A 22,733-nucleotide genomic window follows, 5' to 3' on the forward strand; every position below is an offset into this window, starting at 1 on the left:
CCCGAGGTGTACGCGGGGCTCGACATCGGCGGTACGACCACCCAGGTCGTGCTCTGTGCGGCCGACCTCACCGTCGTCGACTCCGTGGAGGTGCCGACACCGGCGGCCGAGGGTGGACGGGCCATGGTCCGCGCCGCGCTTGCCGCCCTGGACCTGCTCCGCGAACGCGTGCCCTCGCGGCTGCTCGGCGTCGGCGTCGGCGCGGCAGGTGTCGTCGACAGCCGGGCCGGCCGCATCCTCGTGGCGAGCGACTCCTTCCGCTCCTGGGCCGGGTTCCCGGTGACGGCGACGGTCGAGGACGCGCTCGGCGTACCGGCCTTCCTCGACAACGACGTCAACGCCTTCCTGCGCGGCGAGGTCGCGAAGGGAGCCGTCGCGGGAGAGCCCGCCGCACTCGGGATGACGCTCGGCACCGGGGTCGGGGGCGCGTTGTGGCTGGACGGCGCGCTGTTCGAGGGGGCGCACGGGGCGGCGGGAGAGATCGGCCATCTCCCCGGTTTCGGCGACCTGCCGTGCACCTGCGGCGGCCGTGGCCACCTGGAGACGCTCGCCTCGGGCCGCTCCCTTGCGGCCCGCTACGGCGAGCGGACGGGGCGCTCCCTGACCGCCCGCGGCATCGCCGAGGTGGCGGTCGACGGCGACCTCGACGCACTCGCCGTCTACGAGGCCGCGGGGGCCGGCGTCGCCCGCGCGATCCTGATCACGGCGGGCCTGGTGGATCTCACCACGTGCGTGATCGGCGGCGGGGTCAGCCGGGCCTGGGACCTCCTCGAACCGTCGATCGCCGCCGCGCTCGCCGCCGAGCCACCGGTCAGCGGACAGCCGATCCGGGTCGTACGGGCCCGGTTGGGGAGCCGTGCGGTGGCGATCGGTGCGGCGTCCCGGGCGCGGACGGAACTCGGGGCGGTGACAAGGGTGTATGGGGGTGGGGTGGGTAACTGCCGTTGACGGGTGGGTGAGTTGACGGCCAACGCTCCTTCATTGGCCTGTACATGACCGCAGTTGACGGGTCAGACTGTGCGCCGAAACCGCACCCCCCACCGAGGAGCACCTCATGCGCAAGCCCGCCCGGCAACGTTGTCACACGGTCCTGGCCGGACTCGTCACCCTCGCCACGGCCGCCGTGCTGTCCGTCTCCGTCACCACGCCCGCCTCGGCCGCCGACACCTGGACCGAGGTGGGCTCCGACCGCGCCGACCCGCTGACCGAGAGCCAGGGCCTGACCTCGGTCGAGGTCCCGGCCGGCAGCCCCAACCACTACACCGGCATCGGCACCATCCCGGTCGGTGTCAGCGTTCGCGGCTGGAACCATGTCGGAGACCCGGACGCCTCCTACAACGGCTACTACGTGGAGCCGTACCAGGCCGACTCCGGCAGCGCCAAGATGTTCCGGGTGCAGGCGCCCGGCGGTGCCTGGTCGGAGTACGTCCACGCGCTGAGCCCCGGCGAGGCGCTGAACAACTCCTTCGACACCATCTCCCCGGACGGCCAGTGGATGGTGTCGGGGGAGTGGGGCACGATGACCCGGCTGCTGGTGTTCCCGACCCCCGGCGTGAACCCGAGCACCTCCCCCTCGGCCAACCTCCCGCAGGCCTCCACCATCAACCTCGACCACGCCGTCCGTGACGTACAGGGCTGCGACTTCGTCACCGCGACCCAGCTGCTGTGCTCCTCCGACGACCCGGCGGGCACCCTCTTCGGCATCACCAAGCCGCTGCTGCAGATCGACCTGTCCGCCGCCCCCAGTGGCAGCGGCGACGTGACGGGCCATGTCACCGCCCTGCGTCAGCTCCCGCTGCGCAGCTCCTGCTCGGGCACCTTCGAGGCCGAGGGCATCGACTACGACCGGCGCACCGGCACGCTGCGCGTGATCGTCGTGTCGCCCGGATTCTGCGTCCTGACCGACAGCAAGACCTACCGGTTCACCAAGAGCTGAGCGTCCGCACGCGGGGAGTGACACGGGCAGCGACGGGAGCATAGGCGTTCGAGGTGGGGGAGGTCTAAGGTCGGAAGCAGAACCAGAGAAACGGGGAGGCGGCCGACAGTGGTGCAGGACGAGGCCGTGATCGGCTGTACCGGGGAGCTGCTCATCGGCACACGGGGAACCGCCGGTCCCGGCGAGATCCTCGTGCGGGTCAGAGGCGGATCCGAGACCTTCCTCGCCTGGTCGCAGGAGCCCCTGCCCGTGGGGGCTACTGTGCTCGTGGTCGAATCCCGAGGATGCCGTGAAGTCGACGTCATCCGCTGGGTCGATCCGCTGGACGCGTTGGACGGCGACTCCGTCGACGCCGGTTAAGGAGAAAACAGGATGTTCGGTTACCGCGTTCCCGCTCCCGACGAGGCGATGTTGATCTCGGGAGGCAGGCGGGGACTGGGGGGCGCGCCGTTCCGAGTGGTGACGGGGCACGGAAAGTTCGTGCTCCCCGTCTTTCGCAAGACCCGCTTCCTCACCTTGTCGATGTGCGAGGCCGAGGTCACCGAGACCTGTGTGACCCGGCAGGGCATCGCGTTGCACGTCCGCGCCGTGATCGCGTTCAAGGTCGGCAACGACCACGAGAGCATCATCAACGCCGGTCAGCGCTTCCTCTCCGACCAGGACCAGATGTCGGTGCTGACCGGCCGGATCTTCGCCGGTCATCTGCGCGCCATCATCGGCTCGATGACCGTCGAGGAGATCGTCACCGAGCGGCAGAAGCTCGCCGCGGAGGTCCTGGACACCTCGAAGGTCGAGATGGCGAAGATCGGCCTGATCGTGGACTCGTTGCAGATCCAGTCGATCGACGACGGCGACGTCGGTTACATCGAGGCCATGTCCGCACCGCACAAGGCCGCCATCCAGCGGCAGGCCCAGATCGCGCAGGCCCAGGCGACCCAGGCCTCGGTCGAGGCGGAGCAGGTGGCCGCGCGCAACCAGGCCGAGTACGCCCGGCAGACCGCGGTCGTCAAGGCGGAGTACTCGGCCGAGGTGGACCGCGCCCAGGCGCAGGCCGCCCAGGCCGGACCGCTGGCGCAGGCGCACGCCCAGCAGGAGGTGCTCGCCGCGCAGACCGAACTGGCCCAGCGGGCGGCCCAGTTGCGTCAGCAGCAGCTCGTCGCCGAGATCGTCAAGCCCGCCGAGGCCGAGGCGGAGCGGATCAAGGTGCTCGCCATCGCTGATGCGGAACGCATGAAGATCCAGGCCGAAGCGGCCGCCTCGCACGACCGCGTGGCGCTCGACCGGATGCTGATCGACCAGCTTCCGCTGATCGTGAAGGAGGCCGCGGGCGGTCTCGCCGGCGCCAACGTCAACGTCCTGAACGGCGCGGACGGCCTGGGTGAGATCGCCGCCGGGCTGGTCGCCCAGGGGCTGACGATCCTGGACTCGGTCCGCCAGAACCTGAACGGCCAGAACGCGGGCGACCAGAAGTCCGGGGGACGTTCGGAGAAGACGGAAGGACTGCTGGAGCTCCAGAGCTACCGGCGGACCCCGGAACAGCAGGACAGGGACGGGAACGAGCCGGAGGGCGGTCCGTCCTCGACGACCTGACCCGAAGTTCCCCTACCGAAACGGCGCGAGCGCCCGGGTCGGTGCGGTGATGGACGAGTGACGGAGTGAAGCGGCCGCCGTTCCCTGGGGACGGCGGCACGCTCCCACCCGAGCGGTACACCGGTATTGACGTCCCGTCAGGAAAGCCATCCGGTGGAGCTGTTCCCGGGAGGAAGAGACGGGGGCAGCGCGCGAGGACCGGGGACCGGAGCGCCGGGTGGTCTCGGGAGGAGACCGCCCGACGAGGGATCCCTGTTGAGGATCCATTCGAGTTCGCGCTGGATCCTGCGGGCCTCGTTGCGGACCTGCAGAGGTATGTCCCCTCGCTCGGAGATCAGTTGGGCGTAGATCGGTGCGTCGTGCACAGGTGGCGCTTCTCCTCGGGTCTGGTGCCTTCCCTCTACGGTAAGGCCGCGGCGGTGCCGCGGGACTCATCCTCCCAGTTCGGCCAGAACCGGAACCACCCGACCAAGGAATGGCACCTTCCCCACGAACCGTTCGGTGTCCCTACGAGTCGTTGGCGCTCGACGGACCGAACAACTCGATCTCGGCTATGGAGACCTGCTTGTCCCCGGCGGCGCCGTAGGCCGAGCGGATGATGAAACGGACCGCCGTGACATCACCCACGCGGAACTTGCGCTGTTGAGCGCCCGCAACCTGGTCGAGGGTGAGGAAGCGGGTGCTCGTCTTGCCGTTGGCCGTGGTGATCCGGGCCTCGATACGGTGCGGAAGCGCCGACTTCGTGAGCTGGTCCGCGTGGGTGGAGGTGCCCGAGGTGATGATCACGTCCAGTAGCCGGGTGGGCTGTTCGAACCGGGCCTCCAGCCACTCGCCGTCCCCGGACTGCGCGACGCCCGGTCCCCACCAGGTGTTGTTGAGCTTGTCGAAGGCGAGCCCCGCGCCGTGGCCGGGGAAGGAACGCGACGCCTTCACGTGGTCCGGGCCGACCGGGACCCGCTTGGCGAAGTGGTCCTTCACCGCCTGCACGGCAGCACCGGTGTTCGTCACGGCGAACACCAGCAGGCCGAGCACCACCGCGCCGACCACCCAGTTCATGACGCGTCCGAAGCCCCGCCGCAGTCGGGGTCGTTCCCCGGCCCACGGCACCTCTCCGTTACGGGAGTTGAGCACCCGACGCCACCAGGGCAGCCGGCCCGGCGCCTGCCGTTCCCCGGCCATGGACAGCGCGCAACGCCCGCAGAAGTGCCGGTCCGGCCGGTTGGGAGTGGCGCACCAGGGACAGGGCACACCCCCGTCCGCACCGGGCTCCGCGACCGGGGTACGGACCTGTGGGCGGCTCGCCGCGGGGCGGCCGGGCAGTACGGGTGCCACCGACGGCGCGACCCGCGGTTCCGGGTCCGCCACCGGCACCAGCAGTGACCTGGCCCGCTCGGCCGCGGAGTCCCGGTCGGGGGCGGCCGAGGGCAGGGGCTCGGTGGCCGCGGTCTCGTCCGGCCGCGCGGGAGCGGCCGGTACGGAACCGTGGGCGGCGACGGGGGCCGGGTGGGGACGCGCGGTGTCGTCGCTCATCGGGCCCGGACCCGCCGCGTCACCGGATACCGGCGCACCGGATTCCGGCGTACTGGGGGTCGACGCGTCCGGTGCGCTGCCGACGCCGTCGTCCTCGTGCGGGTCGCGTGCGGCTCGCGCGGTGCCCGTCCTGTCGGCGCTCACGGTGTCCGCGTCCGCGTCCGCGATCGCGTCCGCCGTCGGCCGCCCGCCGGCTCCGGCCGCCGTGTCGTGCGCCGTACGAGCCGTTCCCGTACCGGCGCCCGGTCGTGCGAACGCGTCCCAGCCCGGCTCGCCCTCGGCCGACCCGGCGGATCCCGCCGTCAGGGAGCCTTGGTCGCCGGCCGTCGGCGCCGCCTCGTCGGCGGCAGCCGCGGGACGACGGGTCCGGGCCGCGACCCCCGCCGGAGCCGGGTCCCCGGCCCAGTCGAGCACCGCGCCGCAGGCGTCGCAGAAGGACTGGCCGGGCTCCGCACGGGTGCCGCACTCGGCGCAGGCCGGGGCGCGCCCGGGGCCGGTGCCTGGGGTCTGGGTGGTCATTTCTCGGGGATCCTTTCGGCGGCGGTCACCTGGACCGTGTAGGGCATGTGGGCGGGACGGGCGGCCGCCACGAGGTTCTCCAGCCGGTACTCGTCCGCCGGGGTCGGCTCGGGCAGCCGGAGCGTGACGTGCAGCCGGGGGCGGCGGTCGCCGGGGACCGGGCCGAGCGGACGCGGGTCCCAGGCGGCGGCGCCGCTCTCGGTGATCTCCGGCTCGACACCGAAGGCGAGGCGTACCGCTTCGGACAGGCCGCGGCGGGTGCCTCGTACGCGATGCAGGTACGCGGCGGCGGCGACGGCCGCGCGCAGCCGCGCGTCCGGTTCCGTGCCGTCGACCTCGGCGCCGACCCAGGTGCCCAGCCAGCGGGCGAAGTCGGCCGGTGCGAGCGCCGGGTCGAAGTAGGTGTGCAGACAGTCGAGGGCCAGCAGGATCGGCGCGACCACCTCGTCAAGGCCCGCGACGAAGCGCAGCGCCAGGTCGTCGTCGGCGAAGACCGCGGGGAGCATGCCGCCGATCGGCGCCGAGGACTCCAGGCCGTCGATGGAGCCCCTCATGAGCCGTCTCCGATGACGCGGACCCGGTGGTCGAAGGAGAACACCAGCGAAGGGGCCTCCAGGTCGATCCGGTCGGTCGGGTCGCCGCGCTTGCCGGTCAGCGGGTCGGCGGGGTGGAGCTGCACCGCGTCGACGAGTTCGACGCCGGGCACACGTTGCAGCACCGCGAAGACCTCGCCCGCCTGCACGGGCCGGCCGAACGGCCAGCCGGTGCCGTCCGCGCCGCCGGTGAGCGGGTCCAGATGGCGGTAGAGCGCGTCGTGGGTCTGGCGGCGCACCCGGTCGGTGTCGACCCCGCGGAAGGCGTGCACGGTGGCGACGACGGTGACGCCCTGGTAGAAGGGCGGCCCGACCGCGAGCCGGGTGCCGATCAGCCGGCGCTCGTCGAGGTGGCGGGTGATGCGCTGCAACAGGGCGTCGCCGGGGACGAGTTGCTCGAAACGCAGCCGTCCGCCGGGGTCGGGCACGGCCTGCGGGACGACCAGGACACGGACCGCGTAGGCGCCGTGCTCGCCCTCCTCGCCCTCCAGGCAGGTGATCCGGGCCGTCTCGGGGGCCGCGCGCCGGGCCAGTTCCTCGTAGTCGCGCAGGGTCACGGCCCGCTCCTGGGCGCGCAGCGTGATCGGGGCGCGGGTCTTCGCCTCCTCGACCGTCTCGCCCTCGACGCCGCCCCGGGCGGCCTCCCGGTTGACGACGTCGGCCACGTACGGCACCGAGCTGCGCAGCACCTGGACGGCACCCCGGGCGACGTTCCCGGCCCGGCCGCCACCGGTGCGGTAGCGGCGGGCGCGGATCACGGCTCCCTTGGGCGCCGCCGTCCCGTACTGGCGCATCGTGCCGTCGGGTTCGCGGACGGCGGGCCCGAAGGCGATCTCGCCGGTCGCCGCGTCCAGGGTGATGTGCCGGTCGGCGGGACCGGACGCGGCGAAGTGCGGGACGACGTCCCAGTCGACCCAGCCGTCGCGCTCGGCGGTCTGCAGCAGCACCGGCGGGGTGTCGCCCACGACGGGGAAGTGGACGAGCCGCAGCCGCTGCCCGGGCAGACCGGTGGACTCGCCGAGCGCCTCGTCCTGGACGGTCTCCGCGTGGATGGCCGAGGTGGTCCCGCCGAGGGTGAACGCGTCGACGGACCGGATGGTCGGAGACGTGGTGTAGAAGGGCTGGTCGGACAGCGGTTCGGTGACCCGGCAGCGCAGCCAGCCCGCCTCCTGCCCGCCGGTGCGCGACAGCGTGTGGCCGCCCGGGACGTGCAGGACCACCTCACCGGGCCGGTTCAGACCACCGGTGCCGTCCCGGTCCACCTCGCAGGCCGCCCAGCCGTCCTCGGTCCACGCCTCCCAGACCAGCGGCGGCTGCCGCGGATCGACACCGACACCGTCGACCCGGCTGTCGAGCTCCAGGCCCAGCGCGCAGTGCGGTACGGCGGCGGTGAGGCCGAGGAGCATGCAGTCACCGGGGCTCGGCGACTCCGCGAAACACAGCACGTCCTTGCCCTCGGCGAGATCGGCGCTCCGGTCGGTGACCGCACCACCGTTCTGTTGCACGACGAGACGACGCAACGAGCAGGGCACCACGGTCAGTTCGCGCTCGGTCGCGAAGACGACCGCCTCCTCGTTCTCGGTGCGCACGGTGGCGGCCTCGGTTCCCACGGGCAGCACGATCGGCTCCTCGTGCGGCGCCGACAGCCAGAACGTGAGGTCCGTACGGGCGGCCGAGGGCGGGAACAGCGTGATGCCGACGAGGTCGAGGAACGCCAGGTGGTTCTTCTCGGGGACGCGGTTGAGCCGGTAGACGATCTGGTCGGCCATGTGGGCGACCGTTTCCACGAGGGTGACGCCGGGGTCCGACACGTTGTGGTCGGTCCATTCGGGGGCGCGCTGCTGGATGTAGCGCTTGGCGTCGTCGACGAACTGCTGGAAGCGGCGGTCGTCGAGGTTCGGGGAGGGCAGTGCCATCAGCGGTCGCTTTCAAGGGAGTTGCCCGCGCCGGAGGCGTCAGGCTCCTCGTGGGAGGGGATGACGTAGAACGGAAAGACCAGGCTGCGCGGGTTGTTGGTGCCGCGGATCGAATAGCGCACGTCGATGAAGAGCACGCCCTGGTCGGGACCCGCCGTCACCTCGACGTCGTTGACCTCGATCCGTGGCTCCCAGCGGTCCAGGGTGGTGTACACCTCGTGCTGGATCCGGCCCGCCGTCGCCTCGTTGACCGGCGCGAACACCAGGTCGTGGATGGCGCAGCCGAACTCGGGCCGCATCGGCCGCTCGCCCGGCGCGGTGGCCAGCACCAGCCGGATGGCCTCCTCGATCTCCCGCTCCCCGCTGACCATGGCGATGCCACCGGTGGGACCGATGCGCATGGGGAACGCCCAGCCGGATCCAACGAACTGCTCGGCCATCAGAGGGCCACCCGCCTACTCCTGAAGAACGTCCCGGCCGTCACGGCAGCGGATACGGCTTGTTGTTGACCAGCACCACACCCTGCAAGGCGAGCGTGATGGCCCGAATACCCACATTCGCGATGGAGTTGACCTGTACGCTGCCGCCGGCGGTGAGCGTCGCGGCGCCCACCGCCTTGAGGCTGAGCGCTCCCATCGCGTCGACGGTGACCGCACCGCCGAGCGACTTGAGGTTGACCAGCCCGCGGCCCTCGATGTCGAGCGGGCCGCCGCTCTTGATGGTCAGTCTCCGGCGCGCGCTCAGGGTGAGGTCGGTGCCGGCCTCGACCGAGACCGACCGGGTGCCCTTGATGGTGACGGACCCCTTGCTGTCCACGGTGATCTCGGTCTTCGTGCGATCGAGATTGATGATCAGCTTGTCGTTGCCGGAGGCGATCCGCACCCCCTGCTTGCGGGCACCGGTCTGCTGGCTGAGCAGGTCCACCCGGTTGCCCTTCCGGTCGGACAGGGTGTGCCGGATCGCCTGCTTCTTCAGCCCGTCGTGCAGTGGTACGTCACTGACCACGGTCGGTTTGTCCTTGCCGTTGTAGAGGCCGCCGATGACGAACGGATGGTCCAGGGCGCCGCGGTCGAAGGCCACCAGCACCTCGTCGTCGACGTCGAACGGGAACACCCCGCCGCCACCCTTCCCGCCGAGCTGCACGGTCCGCGTCCAGTCGCTCTCGTACGCGTCGTCCAGCCAGGGGAACTGGAGCTTGACCCGGCCCTGCTTCAGCGGGTCCTGCACATTCGTCACCAGGGCGTTGGCCACGCTCGGCAGCTTCGGCGCGGTGGCCGTGCCCCCGCCGGACGTCAGCCCGTACAGGGAGCGCCACTGCCGGCCGCTGACAGTGATCCAGGTCTGGTAGTGCTCGTCGTAGCCGAAGACGTGCCGCACGGACGTCACCGTGTACTTGCCCTCGAACGGCTTGCCCACGTCGGTCAGCGTGACCGGAACGCCGGGCCGCAGCTTGGGGTTGCCGAACACCATGACCTCCAGCTCGGCGAAGGAGGAGGTCACGTCGTCGGCGAGGGCCTTGGCGGCGACCTTCACCTCGGCCAGGCGGTCGTAGGGTGTGTCGGTCTCCACCAGCTTGGCGGTCTTGAACTTCTTCGCCGTCTTCTGCGGGGTGGTGCCGATCGCGAAGCCGTCGTTGGACGTGGCGGGCGACATGGCGGTGAGCTTCTTCTTCGTCGTGACGTTCCAGCCGCGCGCCTCGGTCTTGGCGACCTGGTCGGCGGAGGTCACCGCGGCCCGGCAGCGCAGCACGTCCACGCCGCCCTGCAGTACGAAGGGGCTCTTGTCGCCCGGGGTGCTGGTCGGCGGCGCGGTGGAGGCCGGGTCGGACTTGGCGAACTGGAACTTCCCCTCGGAGTCCAGCGACATGACCACGTCGTTCTCGTCGGCGAGCCGGGCGAGGAAGTCCCAGTCGGTCACATTGGCCTGACTGATGAACTCGTAGACCGTCGTGGTGGGCCTGATGCCGCCCTTCCCCTTGCCGATCGGAATGCCGTTCATCGTGGCCAGCTTCTTCGCGATGTCCGCGGCCGTCTGATTGCGGTACGCGGCCACCCTGCGCTGGCGCATCAGACGGTGGCCCATGTCGTAGCCGCGGATGACGGTGAAGGTGCCGGTGCCGTCGTAGTCGGTCTCCATGCCGGTCACCTCGCCGGTCAGCAGCGGGGAGGCCGCGCCCTGGCCGTCCGCGACCGGCGCGAGCGTCACCAGGGTGCCGCACTGGATGCCGAGTTCGCCGAGCACCAGCCGGTCCGGGTCGCGGAAGGTCAGCCGGAACGCGGCCGGCACGCCCGCCCCGAGGTCGACCCAGCAGCCGACGAGGTCGGAGGCGATCTTCTCCGGGACCGGACTGCCGTCCACGGTCACGTGGACGACGTTGGAGTACGAGGGCTGGACCATCAGAAACCCACCTCTTCGGCGGCGGGCAGCACGAGCTCGGTGCCGTTCGACAGCCGGTTCGGGTCGTCGATGCCGTTGGCCTCGGCGATCGCCCGCCAGGCCGCCGCGTCCCCGTACTCCCGCCACGCCAGCGACTGCAGCGAGTCGCCCGCGACGACCCGGTGCACACGCTGCGCGGTGAGCGCGCCCGACGTCGGGTTCTGCCCCTTGGTCTTGCTGGGGATCTCGTGCAGATGCACCTGACAGGTGGCGCGGATCGGCACGCCCGTCGTGCCGAACAGGGAGTAACTGGCGTCCACCGAGCTGACGTACGCCGTGAACCGCGCGGTCGAGAACGACCCCCACTGGAACACCACCCACGGCGTGGACGGCTGCTTCGCCGCGATGCTCTTCGTCGTCACCTCGCAGCAGGAGAACAGTGCCTCGACCTTCTTCAGCACCGAATTGCTGGTCGGGTCGTCGGACGAATCGAGGAAGATCTCGACGGTCATCTCGCGGGGCTCGGGCCCCATGAACTCCGGGAGAGAGCCGTCCCGCACGGCCGCGGTCGGGGTGGTCTTCCACCGGGCGCGCCGGCTCAGCGAGAGCGTCGAGGGGTTGAAGTCGAAGTTGAACGTCTTGATCAACCCGCCCGGAGTGGTGCTGCGGCCGATGGGCGGCTCGTGAATGGCCAGCGTGGCCCTCACCAGACTCTTGCCCGCGCCGCCCTTTCCTGACTTGCCTGCCATGTTCTTCGCCGTTCCCTAGTCCGTGAACCCGTGGTGGGTGATTTCCAGCACCTCCGTGGCCACGGCCGGGCTGGCCGGGTCCAGGGAGGGCCCCTGCCAACTGACCGGGAGCACGTCGAGCAGACCCCAGCGGGCCACCTCCGAGCCGTCCGCGCGCAACGCCGCGATCTGCGCCGTCGGCCGCTTGACCCCCGTGGTCACGGAGGACACCCAGGCCGCGACCTTCGCGGTGTCCGGTGTCAGGGGGCGGGTCAGCCGGATGTTGGAGAAGGTCACGCGGGACGGAAGCTGCCACACGAACCCGTTGTTGCCGCCCTCCTGGCGCTGCTCGATCTCCACCTGCGACGAGAGTCCTTCACACCCGTTGAAGTAACCGAGGCTCTCGCCGTCGATGGTGAGGGTGAAGAAGATGGTGGAGCCCGGGTCTCGATCGGTGGCCATCGGGGATCGGCCTTTCTTGAGGTGTCGTACGGGGTGGTGGAGGTCAGCGACGGGGATCGCGCAACTTGCCGATCCGCTCCCGTTCGAGGCGGAGTTCCGTCCGCAGCAAGCGGGTGATCGGCCCGGACAGCTTGTGCGTCAGCTCGTCGATCTGCCCCTGGGTCAGGGACCGGGGATCGAAATCGACGGCGGTGTACGTGGGCGGGGCCTCTTCGCGCTCGGCGTGCGAGGGCAGTGGCCGACGGGGCGGCTCGGTCGCGGAGTACGGGGGCGGGGGGCCGCTCGGAGGCGGCGGCGGTGGTGGCGTCGGCGGAGGCGAGGTGGGTGAGTACGCGGGAGGAGACGTCGGGTTGACGTCTCGCTGGACCGAGGGGAGGGCTGGGGGTACGGCGGGGGTGGCAGGTGCGGTGACGGTGGTGGTGGGTGCGGGAAGTACGGGAGGTACCGCCGAGGCGCGCTGTACCGGCAGGGCTACGGGTGGGGCGGCCGGGGTTGCGGTCAGGGGGACGGCCGCTTTGGGGGTGGGACTCGTGGAAGTCGTCGCGGGCGCTGGGGGTGTTGGCTGCGCTGGGGCCGTCGACTTCATGCGCTGAATCGGTGGCGTCGGTTGCGTTGGTCGCGCCTGGTCCGTCGGGTCCGTCGGAAGGCGGAGTCCGTCCGACGGGCGAGGCATGGGCGCGCTCGGAGTGGAGGAACGCTGTACGAGGGGGGCGGCGCTGGGCGTCGCCGGGGGCGTGAGACGGGGGGAAACGCCTCCGGCGGGCAGCGGGTGCGCAGGGGTGGGGCGAGCCGTCGAGTGCTGAACGGCGGGTGTGTCGGGTGCCTGCCGCGACGGAGCGGGCTCGGAGGCGACTTGCTGGACGACGGGGGCACCGAGGCCGAGACGGCGCGGGGTCGTGGCATCGGAGCGAGGAGTGCGGTGCTGCTGCGCGGACACCTTGGGTTGGGATGCGGGTGTCGAGGTCTCCGGCTGCCGAACGGCCGAGCGCTGCACAGGGGGCACAGGGAGCGCAGGGGGCACGGCGGGCCCGGCGACATTGGCACGGGCGATGCCGGGACGCGCTGGAGCTGGAGCTTGAGTCGGCACAGATGCGCGAGGGGCGAGTGGTCCCGTGGCAACTGTGGGTGTTGCCGGTGTCGCACTCGCACGGGGCAGCGGTGTCGAGGAAGTCGGGGGAGTCGAGGTGGCAACGCGCTGGACCACAGGGACAGTTGGCGTCGGTGAGCTCGGTGTCGACGGCTTCGTAGGGCCCGCGGAGGCCGGGCTGCGTCGCGCCGACGGGCCGCTCGCAACGGTGCCGGGTTGAGCAAGGGGGACGGTGGCAAGTCGCCGGAGCACCGGAGCACCCGAGCCGGGAGTCTCGGGGCCACGCGCTGCCGGACCGCCGTAGGTACCGGCGACGGGCCCGCCGACCGACGGTTGCGACACCGCCCGCTGCACCACGGCACCGGTGCCACCGGGCAACCCGGGCACGCTGGTTGACGAAGGTGCCGTTCCCGGTGCCTCGGTCGATCGGCGTGTCGGACGGGGTATCAGACTGCCGCCGGGCCCGGGACGGGCCCCGACTGCCGAGGAACGCTGTACGGCCGGGGCCGGGGCCGCGGTCGAGGGCGGGGTCGGGGCCGTTCCGGCTACGGCCCTACCGGGGGCGATGGACGTGCCCCCTGTTGGGCCGCCCGCTCCTGTCGGCCCGGGCCCGTCGGCACGCCGCGCCGACGGGCCACTCGCAGAGCCGCCGCCGGAGCCGCCGGAACGGGACACGCTCCGGCCGTTGTCGGCTGTTGTGGCGCGCCGCAGCGGTACGGCCGCGGGAGCGGTACGGCGCTGCACGGCGGCGGCAGGAGGCGTGGAGGGCAGTAGCGAGGTCAGTGCGCGTGCGGGAGCGAGCGGGCGCACGGGGGGACGTGGCGACGGCGGGGAGGTGGGAGCGACCGGCTCCGTGCCACCGTCCTGCCGGGGGACGACGAGCCCACTGCCCGCCGGACTCTTCGCGGTTCCCTCCACCGCGCTCGTACGTTCCTGAGCGCGAGGTTCCGCCACGACGGCCCGCTGTACGACAGGGCTGCCCACCGTGGCCGTACCCGACGCGGTGGAACCTGCCGGAGCCGGAGCCGGGGAAGAGACCGAACGCTGAACAGGCAGGTCCCCGGACGGGGCTCCCGCCTGGGGAATCTCCAGCCGAGACGGTGCCGCACCTGATGACGACGATCCCGAAGGTGGCATCCCTGGCTCCGGGGACGGCGTCCTGGGAGACGTCGTGGTGGAGAGAGCGGGAGGAGTCGTCGCACCGCTGTGTGCGCCCGGTCGTCCCGTTGGGGTCCCCGTCGCACGCTGCACCGGACGTTGGACCGGCGTCGCGTTCGAAGGCGGAGTGGACAAGGGCGCGCCCAGCCCCGAGCGTCGACGCGGCGGACCCGCGGACGGGCTGCCGCCCGGAGTCACTGGAGTCACCGGAGCGGTCGGTGCCGTCGGTGCTGCCGGAAGGGGGGACGCCGTTACGGATGCCCCGGCCGACGGCTCGTCCCCAACGGACGGCGCCCCCAGCCCCGTACGTCCGGAACCGCCCGACGTGCTCCGCTGGACCGGAAGATCGGACCGGGTGGCAGAACCGTCGCGCGATCGCGACAGGGAGACGGGAGGCGTGACCGGGCCGGCGGAGGCAGCCGGTGTCCCGGAACCCGGGAGCGTGGCGGCGGGAACCGAAGCCCGGGGAGCAGTGCCCGATGGCCGGGAGACGTTCACCGAAGCGGCAGAGCCGGACGGCGTCACGCCGCTACCAATGCCACCGCCACCTACACTCCCACCGTCTCCGCCGCCGTCACCACTGGCCGGGACGGTGACGGCGGGCGTCGACGACGGCTGAGGTTCGGACTGCTGCGGTATGGACGGCTGCGGAACGGACTCCTGCGGTACGTACGGCAACGGTGCGGACGGCTTCATTGCCGGCAGGGCCCGCCGCTGCACCGCGGGCCTGGCCGGTGCCTTGGTCAGCGAGGTGGGCCGTGCGGCCCGGGGAGCGGCGGGCGTCACTCGCAGGCCCGCCGGGCCGAGGGCCGCCACCGGGGAACTCATGCGCTGCACGGGCAGCGCACCGGTCTCCTCGCCCGACTCCACGGGCAAGGCCACCGGCAGGGAGAGCGAGGGGAGTTCGAGCCCGGAGGCAGGTCCCACCGGGGCGGCGAGCAGACCCTTGACCAGTCCGCCGGGCGCGCCGTCGAGGACGGCGTGCGACAGCGTGCCGGTGAAGGAGGGGTTCTGCCAGGTCGTCAGCCGACCCCCGAACCCGGCGTCGGCGACGGAGCCCGGCCGGTCCGTGGCCCGCTGGATCGGCGGCAGCGCGGGCCAGGCGGCAGGCCGGACCACACGCGCACCGGCTCCCCGCCCCGCACCGCCCGCCGTGGACGTATCGCTCACCCCGGCATCCGTACCGCCGGCCGGAGCCGTAGCGCCCGCCGGTCCGGAAGCGGACGCGGCCGCCGAGCCGCTGCCGGATCCCCGCTCGGGTCCGCCGCCCCGCAGCCGATCAAAAAGCCCCACGCCGTGTCACCCTTCTCCGGCGCCGCGGTTGACGAGTGCCGCGATCTGTTCCGTGTAGCCGCGCCGGTCGCGGTGTTCGAGATCCAGGATGGTCTCCAGGCTCCAGTGGAAGTGATAGGCGATGTACGCGATCTCCTCCTGGATGCGGTCGGTCGCGTACGTCACGATTCCCCCAGGCGGCTCCCGCCGAGTTCGACCTCGAACGGCTCCTCGCAGTGCGGGCAGGTCACGGCGGCACGGGTGTGGCCCTCCGCGTTGACCTGACGGTAGAAGTCCTGCAGGAAGGCCAGGTCCGAGGCGAACATGTTCTCCACCACCCCGTCGTGCACCAGCGCGAGCGTGCCGAGCCGGGTGATGACCCGGCCGAGCAGCACGACCGACAGGTACGCCGGGTTCTCCTGCACCCGCATGTCCCGCAAGGGGACCAGCTCGTCGCGAGCGGTGGCGAGCCGCATCACGCCGTGCCGGTGCACGGTGCCGGAGTCGTCCACGTACCCGCGCGGCAGCTCGAACTCGAACTCGGTGCGCAGCGGTTGCGCGGCTGCAGCCGGGGCCGGGGCCGGAGCCGGAGCAGCGGTCTGCTCCGGCTCCGGTTCGGCGACGGCCGCAGCCGCCGCCCTGGGAGCCGTACGGCGCATTACTCGATGACCAGTTCTTCGAAGGTGATCGTCACGGTCTCGGTGAGCGCGGACGCCTCGCCGGCCTTCACGGTGCTGGTGTCGATTTTGCTGCACCAGGCGTTGCGCATGTTGTACCGCTTGACCGGGTTGTTCATGTAGTCCATCACCATGATGGTGGCGTTCTTGCGGGCGGTGCTCATCTGACCGGCGACGGACTCGGTGATCCACTGGTTGAAGGCCGCCGACTGCGTCATACCGCGGACGACCGTGCAGGTGCCGGCCTTCTTCACGCCCGGCAGCTTCTTCGTGACGGGGATGCCCTGAGAGGAGACCTGCTGGTACTCGATGACGTCCTGCTCGATGCTGAGGCCGCTGACCTCCGCGAGGTACTCGACCATCACACCGTCGATCTGGAGGCCGAAATTGTGTGAAGTAAGGGCGTCACCCGGCTGGAGACTCATCTGTTCTCTGTCCTTCTAGGGTTTCTTGGGCGTACGGGGTGGAGCTGGTGCCCGAGAGGGCGGTACTGCTACTCCTCCAACTCGCCGCTGCCGCTGGAGAACTGGGCCAGCCGGAAGATCACGAACTCGGCGGGCTTGACCGGCGCGATGCCGATCTCGCAGATGACGCGGCCGAGGTCGACCGACTCCGGCGGGTTGGTCTCCTCGTCACACTTGACGTAGTACGCCTCCTCCGGCCGCGAACCGAAGAGGGCGCCGTTGCGCCACTCGTTGACCAGGAAGGCGGAGACATTGCGTCGGATCCGGGCCCACAGGGCGTGGTCGTTCGGCTCGAACACCACCCACTGGGTGCCGATCAGGATCGACTCCTCCAGGTAGTTGAAGTACCGGCGGATGTTGAGGTAGCGCCAGGCCGGGTCGGAGGACATGGTGCGAGCACCCCAGACGCGGATGCCGCGGCCCGGGAAGGCGCGGATGCAGTTGACGCCGATGGGGTTGAGCAGGTCCTGCTCGCCGCGGGTGATCTGGAGCTCCAGGTCCACCGCTCCTCGTACGACCTCGTTGGCGGGCGCCTTGTGCACACCGCGCTCGGAGTCGTTGCGGGCCCAGATTCCGGCGACGTGGCCGCTCGGCGGGATCAGCCGGGACTGGCCGCTGGCCGGGTCGAAGGCCTTGACCCAGGGGTAGTAGAGGGCGGCGTACTTGGAGTCGTAGCCGGCCGTCTCCTGGCGCCACACCCGGATCTGACGGGCGTTGAGGCCCGGCGGCGGGTCGATGACCGCGACCCGGTCGCCCATCAGCTCGCAGTGCGCGATCAGGCCGAGCTGGACGGCCTTGACGGCCTCCAGGTCGATGGCGCCGCGCTGGTAGGCGGCCATCAGGTCGGGGACGGCGACCATCGAGACCTCGTCCACGGCCTCCAGGCCGCCGAAGCCGGTGCGGTCGGCGGAGTCGCCGAGGTACTGGGCGGGGCCGGGGTGGCCGTTCTCCGTGGTGGCCGGGACGGCCGGTGCGGAGGTGGACGGGGCGGCGAGCGCCACCGTCTGGTTGTCGGGGCGGGCCAGCTGGGCGGCGGGCGCGGCCTCCTGCACGGCGATGAGCTTCGAGCGCTCCTTCACCTGGGTGACCACGTAGTTGCGACCGCCCTTCTTGGCGGTCACGTCGAAGGTCTCGGCGACCTTGTCGCCGTCCTTGACGATCAGCTTGAACCGCTCGGCCGGGCCCTCGCCCTCGGGGTCGGCGACCTCGACGCTCAGCGAGCCGCCCGCGACGGCGCTCACCGAGAACGTGCCGAGCTGCTTCGGCTCGCCCGGCGGCAGCGCGGCCTGCGCGCCGGAGCCGGTCACCGCGGCGGGGCCCGCGGAGTCGCCCGAGGCGCCGCCGGGCGTTCCGCCGACCCGGACGACATAGGCGGCGCTGCCGCCGTTGTTGAAGAAACCGTAGACGGAGTGCGCGAGGTAGTACCCGTCGGTGAACTCACCGAAGGCCGCCACGTACTGCGTCCAGTTGGTCACCAGTGTCGGCTCGTGCAGGGGGCCGATCGGGGCGAGACCGACGAAGGCCGCCACCGAGGTGCCCACGCCCTCGATCGGACGCGAGCCGCTGGCCACCTCCTCGACGTAGACGCCCGGCGACAGGTAGGACGGCATGCTCTGCTCTCCTCGGGGTACGAGATGGGACGTCACTCACCCTCACGCGCGAAGCGCGCCTCCCGAAACGTCCTGCGGTGCCGGGTCGGGGGCAGCCGTGTTGCCCCCAGGGGCAATTCGGGAGGGGGATTGCGGGGGTGCAGGGGCTCTGGTCTCCGAGGACCGGCGCGCACACCTGTGCCGTACTGGTTGCGCTCTGCCGTACTAGTTGCTGATGCTCCACGCCCACGCGGCGCCCTTCGCGATTCTCGCGGCGAGCGTCAGGAAGTCCTGCTTGACGGCCTCCGGGGTTTTCTCCGGAGGGAAGAGCGGCTTGATCGGCGATTCTTCGGGGAAGTCGGCCGACAGCAGGGCCCGGTAGCGGTTGTAGACCTGTGCGATGTCATTGCGGACCGCCTCCGATCCGCTCTTGGCGGGCGCTCCGAGGAGCCGGTTGTCATTCGTCGCCGCGATGGAGGCGACATCCATCAGGAAGCAGTCCAGAAGGTCGGTCACGTCCTGGTGCTTGGCGCCGTCCACCTGGTCGGTCACGTCCTGCAGGAGACGTTGCGCCATTTCCGTGGTGACCGCCTTGTAGACCCCGTAGCGGGGGCCCTGGGGGATCGCGCCGAGCACGTGGTCGGCCTGCTTGGCCTCGGCCGAGTTCATGAACTTGGGCTGCTCCTCGAGACCCGGCACGGGGAAGGGCATCCCCTTCAAATGCTGCTCTTCGTCGAGGAGTTGAGGCTTTGCCTCCGCGAGAGGATGTATGCCGAACTCGTGGGAGAGCATTCCGACGATGTATCCGATGTCGTAGTTCTCGAAGTAGTACGCGGCGAGAATGACCTTTACGCCCTGGTCCCCGTTGTCCTTGACCTCGGCCGGAGTGTCCGCGATCCGCTTCTCCAGGACGATGTCGCACGGGCGGCCGCGGAGATACTCCTGGATGAGCTCGTGCTCCGACAGCAGCTGAAGAACGCGCTGGGCCTTGCCGAAATACTGCGGGTATTTGTTGGCCACGTTGGTGAACGCGATCTTCCCGCTGGCCATGCGCGCCCGCTGGATCGGCAGTGCGGCGCGCTGCACCGGAGCCGCCTCGACCGCACCGGCGGAGGCCGGCCCGTTCTCCAGCGGGACCGGTCCGGACATCACGCGTTTCGCGTTGGCCTCGGCCGCCTGCTCGAAGCTGTCCCCGGGGTCGGACATGTGCAGCCCGTTGCCGTGGTCGGTACCCGCCACGGGGCCCTGCCGCTGCTGGACCACATGCGTGAGTTCATGAGCGAGCGTGTGCTTGTCGGCGCCCCCGGGGCCGATGACCACATGGCTGCCGGAGGTGTACGCATGGGCACCGATCTCGGCCGCGGAGCGCTGCGCCACGGTGTCCGTGTGCAGACGTACGTCCGAGAAGTCGGCGCCGAGACGGGCCTCCATCTCTGTCCGCACGCCGGTCTCGAGCGGGCTTCCCGTGCTGCGCAGGACGTCATGGACCGCCGACCGCTGCACCGGTGCGGAGTGCCCGCACGCCGGGCCGTGTTCGTGAGCCTCCCGGGCCAGCAGTCCGGCGACCGCCGCGTTGCCCGCGGTGCGCTGGAGCGCGGTCACGGCCGAGGGGGAGAATCCGCCGCCGGGCAGCAGGGCGGGTCCAGGGACCGGGCCCACGCCCGCGGCCCCGTCCGTCCGCCGTGCAGCCGCCCGATCGGCAGGCCCACCTTTTCGGGCCTGCTGCTGGTCTGTCTGGCGTTCCTGCACCGTCTGCCTCCTCGGCCGTCCGCGTGTGGTCCGCCGAGAGCACGGTCACACAACTCACCAGAAGAATGATGCGAGCGTCCTCCGCCAGGCCCGCAAGGTCATGGGGGACCTGTTCGGGAGCAGACCCCGTGCCCGAACGGGCCACCGAGTGGGTCCGTGTGACGTCTGGCGCTCCGTCCGGGTGCCGTGACAGGAGACTTCCGGGCAGCGTTTGTGCCCTCTGGTCTCCTGACCGGAGCCGGTCGTCCCCGTAGCGTCGACGGGTGAGCCTTTGGACTTCGCTGGAGCCTGCCTCCAGCACTGTGGATCCCGGTGGCAGCACGAAGGTGCGGTTGCGTTTGCGCAACACCGGTGACGTGGTGGATGAGTACCGGTTCGAGCCGGTGGGTGATGTGGCGCCGTGGACGGTGGTGGAGCCGCAGACGCTGCGGTTGTATCCGGGGACGACGGGGACGGTGGAGTTGACGTTCTCGCCGCCCCGTTCTCCTGACGCGGTGGCGGGTCCGAATCCGTGGGCAATACGAGGCTGACGGCGTCGATCAGTGGCAGTGACAACGGCGATCATCTGTCGTACGACATTCATCCCGGCAATGTGCAGATCGAGCCGGGTCGTGCGGCGTTCGTGAAGGCGACGTTGAGGCCGCGGCAGATCATCTGGTTCGGGTCGAAGGAGCAGCGGCCGTACACGCTGGCGATTCAGCGTTCGGGTACGGGGCCGCAGCCGGTGGAGGGTACGTATGTGCAGCGCGGGTTTTTGCCGCGTTGGCTTGCCACGTTCCTGGGTGTGTTCATGGCGCTCGCGATCACGTTCGTGATGCTGTGGATCGCGTACAAGCCCTCCGTGCGCACGTCCGCCACGGAGAAACTCCAGGAAGCCGGCATCAGCACGCTCCCGGCACCCACCCCGTCCCTGTCGCAGGCGCCGAGTTCCGCGCCAGCGGACGTCCCGGCGGCTCCGTCCCAGCCGCAGCAGACGCCCGAGAGCGGCGGTGGAGGGGGCGGCGGCGGAGCGTCGGCCAGTCCCGAGGCGACGAAGAAGACGGCGACCGGGCCGCTGCCCGCGACGAACATCGTGCTCAGGAACCCCACGACCAAGAAGTGCGCCGACATCCCGGGCTACGACAAGGGTTCGGTGAACGGCCCGGTCAGGGAGTTCACCTGCGACGGCACCACCCATGACAACCAGCTCTGGAACCTCGAAGTGCGCGAGAAGGGCGGCGGTCCCGAGAAGTCGGACCTCTTCCAGATCCGCAACGTCAAGGACCAGATGTGCATGGACCTGCCCGACTACGGCGCCAAGCCCGCACAGACGGGTGTGTACGAGTTCCAGTGCGACGGCACGACCGCCGACAACCAGTTGTGGTGGCTCGACAAGCAGGACGACGGCCACTACTGGATCCGCAACTACTCCAGCAACCACCTGTGCCTGGACGTCGCCGGCTTCAGCACCGGAGGCAACGACACCCCGCTCACGATCTACTACTGCAGCAAGACCGACGACCAGGAGTGGGACATCGTCCACCCGTCCTGACCCACAAAGGGCAGTGCCCCGCAGCTCTTTGGGCAGCCGTCATGCCCCGACGCTTGCTGACGGGAGCGACCCCCCGGCCGTAGCGTCGACGGGTGAGCCTTTGGACTTCGCTGGAGCCTGCCTCCAGCACTGTGGATCCCGGTGGTAGCACGAAGGTGCGGTTGCGTTTGCGCAACACCGGTGACGTGGTGGATGAGTACCGGTTCGAGCCGGTGGGTGATGTGGCGCCGTGGACGGTGGTGGAGCCGCAGACGCTGCGGTTGTATCCGGGGACGACGGGGACGGTGGAGTTGACGTTCTCGCCGCCCCGTTCTCCTGACGCGGTGGCGGGTCCGAATCCGTTTGCGGTGCGGATCACGCCGACGGAGCATCCGGAGGCCACGACGGTTCCCGAGGGGAATCTGACGATCACGCCGTTCACGGAGGTGCGGGCGGAGTTGGTGCCGCCGACGGTGAAGGGGCGTTTTCGGGGGCGGCCGAAGCTGGCGGTGGACAACCTGGGCAATACGAGGCTGACGGCGTCGATCAGTGGCAGTGACAACGGCGATCATCTGTCGTACGACATTCATCCCGGCAATGTGCAGATCGAGCCGGGTCGTGCGGCGTTCGTGAAGGCGACGTTGAGGCCGCGGCAGATCATCTGGTTCGGGTCGAAGGAGCAGCGGCCGTACACGCTGGCGATTCAGCGTTCGGGTACGGGGCCGCAGCCGGTGGAGGGTACGTATGTGCAGCGCGGGTTTTTGCCGCGTTGGCTTGCCACCTTCCTGGGTGTGTTCATGGCGCTCGCGATCACGTTCGTGATGCTGTGGATCGCGTACAAGCCCTCCGTGCGCACGTCCGCCACGGAGAAGCTCCAGGAAGCCGGCATCAGCACGCTGCCGCCCAGCCCCTCGGCCTCCGCCGCGCCACCCACGCCTCCCTCGCCCAGCGCCCAGGCCCCGGTCGTGCCCTCGGCGCCCGAGACACAGGCCGCGAGCGGTTCCGGAGGGGGCGGTGGAGGTTCGTCCGAGACCAAGCCGAAGGAGTCGGCCGCACCGCAGGAGGACACGGCGGCGACCGCCGTCGTGCAACTGGCCGCGCAGGACCCCGGACGGCACATCTGCTACCGGGCCTATCTGACGAACAAGGGCTGGACCAAACCGGTGTGCGACGGCGCCATGGCCGGCACGGTGGGACAGAACCGCCCGATCAAGTCACTCAACATCGCCACGTCCGACACCGACGGCACCGCCGCCACCGCCTTCGTCTACGACTCCCAGTCGACCAACGGCAAGGGGCACTATTTCGGGCCGTGGAAGGGTGTGGTCGACGGCGCCGACCTCTACATCGGCAGTACCAAGAAGGACGACCCGTACATGCTGGGCTTCGCCATGAACGTCGGCGAGAGCAAGAGCGTCGTCTGCCAGACCGCGCACGTCCACAACGAGGGCTGGAAAGCCCTGGCCTGCGACGAACCCGGCGGGGACAACTACATCTTCGGCGGGACCCTGAGCAACCTGCTCTGGCTCGAGGCCGTCAAGTTCACCGTGTGAAGCGACCCTGCCCGGCCGACAGCC

18 protein-coding genes and 1 pseudogene are annotated in these 22,733 nt (G+C 70.8%); 6 read left to right on the top strand and 13 right to left on the bottom strand.

Annotation, left to right across the window (positions count from 1 at the left end; translation table 11 throughout):
- The first annotated feature begins 6 nt into the window (after positions 1-6).
- From AQJ27_RS28030 to AQJ27_RS28045, 4 genes are all read left to right on the top strand, one after another.
- Positions 7-948 carry an ROK family protein gene (locus AQJ27_RS28030; RefSeq protein WP_067375080.1) on the top strand — a complete coding sequence of 314 codons (942 nt, stop codon included), beginning with the start codon at positions 7-9 and terminating at the stop codon, positions 946-948.
- Between the two features lie 106 nt (positions 949-1,054).
- A complete protein-coding gene (locus tag AQJ27_RS28035) occupies positions 1,055-1,936 on the top strand; it encodes a hypothetical protein (RefSeq protein WP_067374688.1) in 882 nt (293 codons plus the stop codon).
- 108 nt (positions 1,937-2,044) lie between these two features.
- Positions 2,045-2,296: a hypothetical protein gene (locus AQJ27_RS28040; protein ID WP_067374690.1), complete on the top strand. Its 252-nt coding sequence runs from the start codon at positions 2,045-2,047 to the stop codon at positions 2,294-2,296.
- A 12-nt stretch (positions 2,297-2,308) separates the two neighbouring features.
- Positions 2,309-3,526, top strand: a complete 1,218-nt coding sequence (locus AQJ27_RS28045) for an SPFH domain-containing protein (RefSeq protein WP_235613871.1) — start codon at positions 2,309-2,311, stop codon at positions 3,524-3,526.
- A gap of 507 nt (positions 3,527-4,033) precedes the next feature.
- Here AQJ27_RS28045 and AQJ27_RS28050 read toward each other — a convergent pair.
- The 13 genes from AQJ27_RS28050 to AQJ27_RS54875 all read right to left on the bottom strand — a co-directional run bounded on the left by AQJ27_RS28050 (position 4,034) and on the right by AQJ27_RS54875 (position 19,556).
- Positions 4,034-5,575, bottom strand: a complete 1,542-nt coding sequence (locus tag AQJ27_RS28050) for an NADase-type glycan-binding domain-containing protein (protein ID WP_067374691.1) — start codon at positions 5,573-5,575, stop codon at positions 4,034-4,036.
- Positions 5,572-6,129 (bottom strand): phage tail protein, encoded by a 558-nt coding sequence (locus tag AQJ27_RS28055; RefSeq protein WP_060901264.1) that lies wholly within the window; start codon positions 6,127-6,129, stop codon positions 5,572-5,574. The genes AQJ27_RS28050 and AQJ27_RS28055 overlap by 4 nt, the downstream gene beginning before the upstream one ends.
- Positions 6,126-8,084, bottom strand: coding sequence for a putative baseplate assembly protein (locus AQJ27_RS28060; protein WP_067374693.1), 1,959 nt, complete (start codon positions 8,082-8,084; stop codon positions 6,126-6,128). The genes AQJ27_RS28055 and AQJ27_RS28060 overlap by 4 nt, the downstream gene beginning before the upstream one ends.
- Positions 8,084-8,524: a GPW/gp25 family protein gene (locus AQJ27_RS28065; RefSeq protein WP_060901262.1), complete on the bottom strand. Its 441-nt coding sequence runs from the start codon at positions 8,522-8,524 to the stop codon at positions 8,084-8,086. Before AQJ27_RS28065 ends, AQJ27_RS28060 begins: the two co-directional genes overlap by 1 nt.
- Before the next feature lie 40 nt (positions 8,525-8,564).
- Positions 8,565-10,481: a VgrG-related protein gene (locus AQJ27_RS28070; RefSeq protein ID WP_067374695.1), complete on the bottom strand. Its 1,917-nt coding sequence runs from the start codon at positions 10,479-10,481 to the stop codon at positions 8,565-8,567.
- Positions 10,481-11,209 (bottom strand): CIS tube protein, encoded by a 729-nt coding sequence (locus AQJ27_RS28075; protein WP_067374696.1) that lies wholly within the window; start codon positions 11,207-11,209, stop codon positions 10,481-10,483. Before AQJ27_RS28075 ends, AQJ27_RS28070 begins: the two co-directional genes overlap by 1 nt.
- A 15-nt stretch (positions 11,210-11,224) precedes the next feature.
- Positions 11,225-11,650, bottom strand: a complete 426-nt coding sequence (locus AQJ27_RS28080) for a phage tail protein (RefSeq protein WP_054235291.1) — start codon at positions 11,648-11,650, stop codon at positions 11,225-11,227.
- A gap of 43 nt (positions 11,651-11,693) precedes the next feature.
- Entirely contained in the window at positions 11,694-12,236 is a 543-nt protein-coding gene (locus AQJ27_RS56505; protein WP_159064410.1) for an extensin, read from the bottom strand.
- Positions 12,237-15,194: 2,958 nt separating this feature from the next.
- On the bottom strand, positions 15,195-15,353 hold the full coding sequence (locus AQJ27_RS57425) for a DUF6760 family protein (RefSeq protein ID WP_095856654.1): 159 nt from the start codon (positions 15,351-15,353) through the stop codon (positions 15,195-15,197).
- Positions 15,350-15,826: a hypothetical protein gene (locus AQJ27_RS28085; protein WP_067374698.1), complete on the bottom strand. Its 477-nt coding sequence runs from the start codon at positions 15,824-15,826 to the stop codon at positions 15,350-15,352. Before AQJ27_RS28085 ends, AQJ27_RS57425 begins: the two co-directional genes overlap by 4 nt.
- A complete protein-coding gene (locus tag AQJ27_RS28090) occupies positions 15,826-16,269 on the bottom strand; it encodes a phage tail protein (RefSeq protein WP_054230236.1) in 444 nt (147 codons plus the stop codon). Before AQJ27_RS28090 ends, AQJ27_RS28085 begins: the two co-directional genes overlap by 1 nt.
- 68 nt (positions 16,270-16,337) lie before the next feature.
- On the bottom strand, positions 16,338-17,918 hold the full coding sequence (locus AQJ27_RS28095) for a phage tail sheath subtilisin-like domain-containing protein (protein ID WP_067374700.1): 1,581 nt from the start codon (positions 17,916-17,918) through the stop codon (positions 16,338-16,340).
- A gap of 204 nt (positions 17,919-18,122) precedes the next feature.
- Positions 18,123-19,556, bottom strand: coding sequence for an eCIS core domain-containing protein (locus AQJ27_RS54875; RefSeq protein ID WP_167552130.1), 1,434 nt, complete (start codon positions 19,554-19,556; stop codon positions 18,123-18,125).
- Between the two features lie 353 nt (positions 19,557-19,909).
- Here AQJ27_RS54875 and AQJ27_RS28105 point away from each other — a divergent pair.
- Positions 19,910-21,177, top strand: a pseudogene (locus AQJ27_RS28105) (RICIN domain-containing protein).
- A 92-nt stretch (positions 21,178-21,269) separates the two neighbouring features.
- Positions 21,270-22,709 (top strand): hydrolase, encoded by a 1,440-nt coding sequence (locus AQJ27_RS28110; protein ID WP_067374702.1) that lies wholly within the window; start codon positions 21,270-21,272, stop codon positions 22,707-22,709.
- Positions 22,710-22,733 lie beyond the last annotated feature (24 nt).

Origin of the sequence: Streptomyces olivochromogenes, from assembly GCF_001514115.1 — a bacterium.
GTDB lineage: Bacteria > Actinomycetota > Actinomycetes > Streptomycetales > Streptomycetaceae > Streptomyces > Streptomyces olivochromogenes.

Bases quoted from the DNA above. Each gene is read 5' to 3' on its own strand.
- AQJ27_RS28070 (WP_067374695.1), bottom strand. From the start codon at position 10,481: ATGGTCCAGCCCTCGTACTCCAACGTCGTCCACGTGACCGTGGACGGC.
- AQJ27_RS56505 (WP_159064410.1), bottom strand. From the start codon at position 12,236: ATGAAGTCGACGGCCCCAGCGCAGCCAACACCCCCAGCGCCCGCGACG.
- AQJ27_RS28090 (WP_054230236.1), bottom strand. From the start codon at position 16,269: ATGAGTCTCCAGCCGGGTGACGCCCTTACTTCACACAATTTCGGCCTC.
- AQJ27_RS28050 (WP_067374691.1), bottom strand. From the start codon at position 5,575: ATGACCACCCAGACCCCAGGCACCGGCCCCGGGCGCGCCCCGGCCTGC.
- AQJ27_RS28085 (WP_067374698.1), bottom strand. From the start codon at position 15,826: ATGCGCCGTACGGCTCCCAGGGCGGCGGCTGCGGCCGTCGCCGAACCG.
- AQJ27_RS28055 (WP_060901264.1), bottom strand. From the start codon at position 6,129: ATGAGGGGCTCCATCGACGGCCTGGAGTCCTCGGCGCCGATCGGCGGC.
- AQJ27_RS28035 (WP_067374688.1), top strand. From the start codon at position 1,055: ATGCGCAAGCCCGCCCGGCAACGTTGTCACACGGTCCTGGCCGGACTC.
- AQJ27_RS28095 (WP_067374700.1), bottom strand. From the start codon at position 17,918: ATGCCGTCCTACCTGTCGCCGGGCGTCTACGTCGAGGAGGTGGCCAGC.
- AQJ27_RS28045 (WP_235613871.1), top strand. From the start codon at position 2,309: ATGTTCGGTTACCGCGTTCCCGCTCCCGACGAGGCGATGTTGATCTCG.
- AQJ27_RS28065 (WP_060901262.1), bottom strand. From the start codon at position 8,524: ATGGCCGAGCAGTTCGTTGGATCCGGCTGGGCGTTCCCCATGCGCATC.
- AQJ27_RS28060 (WP_067374693.1), bottom strand. From the start codon at position 8,084: ATGGCACTGCCCTCCCCGAACCTCGACGACCGCCGCTTCCAGCAGTTC.
- AQJ27_RS28080 (WP_054235291.1), bottom strand. From the start codon at position 11,650: ATGGCCACCGATCGAGACCCGGGCTCCACCATCTTCTTCACCCTCACC.
- AQJ27_RS28075 (WP_067374696.1), bottom strand. From the start codon at position 11,209: ATGGCAGGCAAGTCAGGAAAGGGCGGCGCGGGCAAGAGTCTGGTGAGG.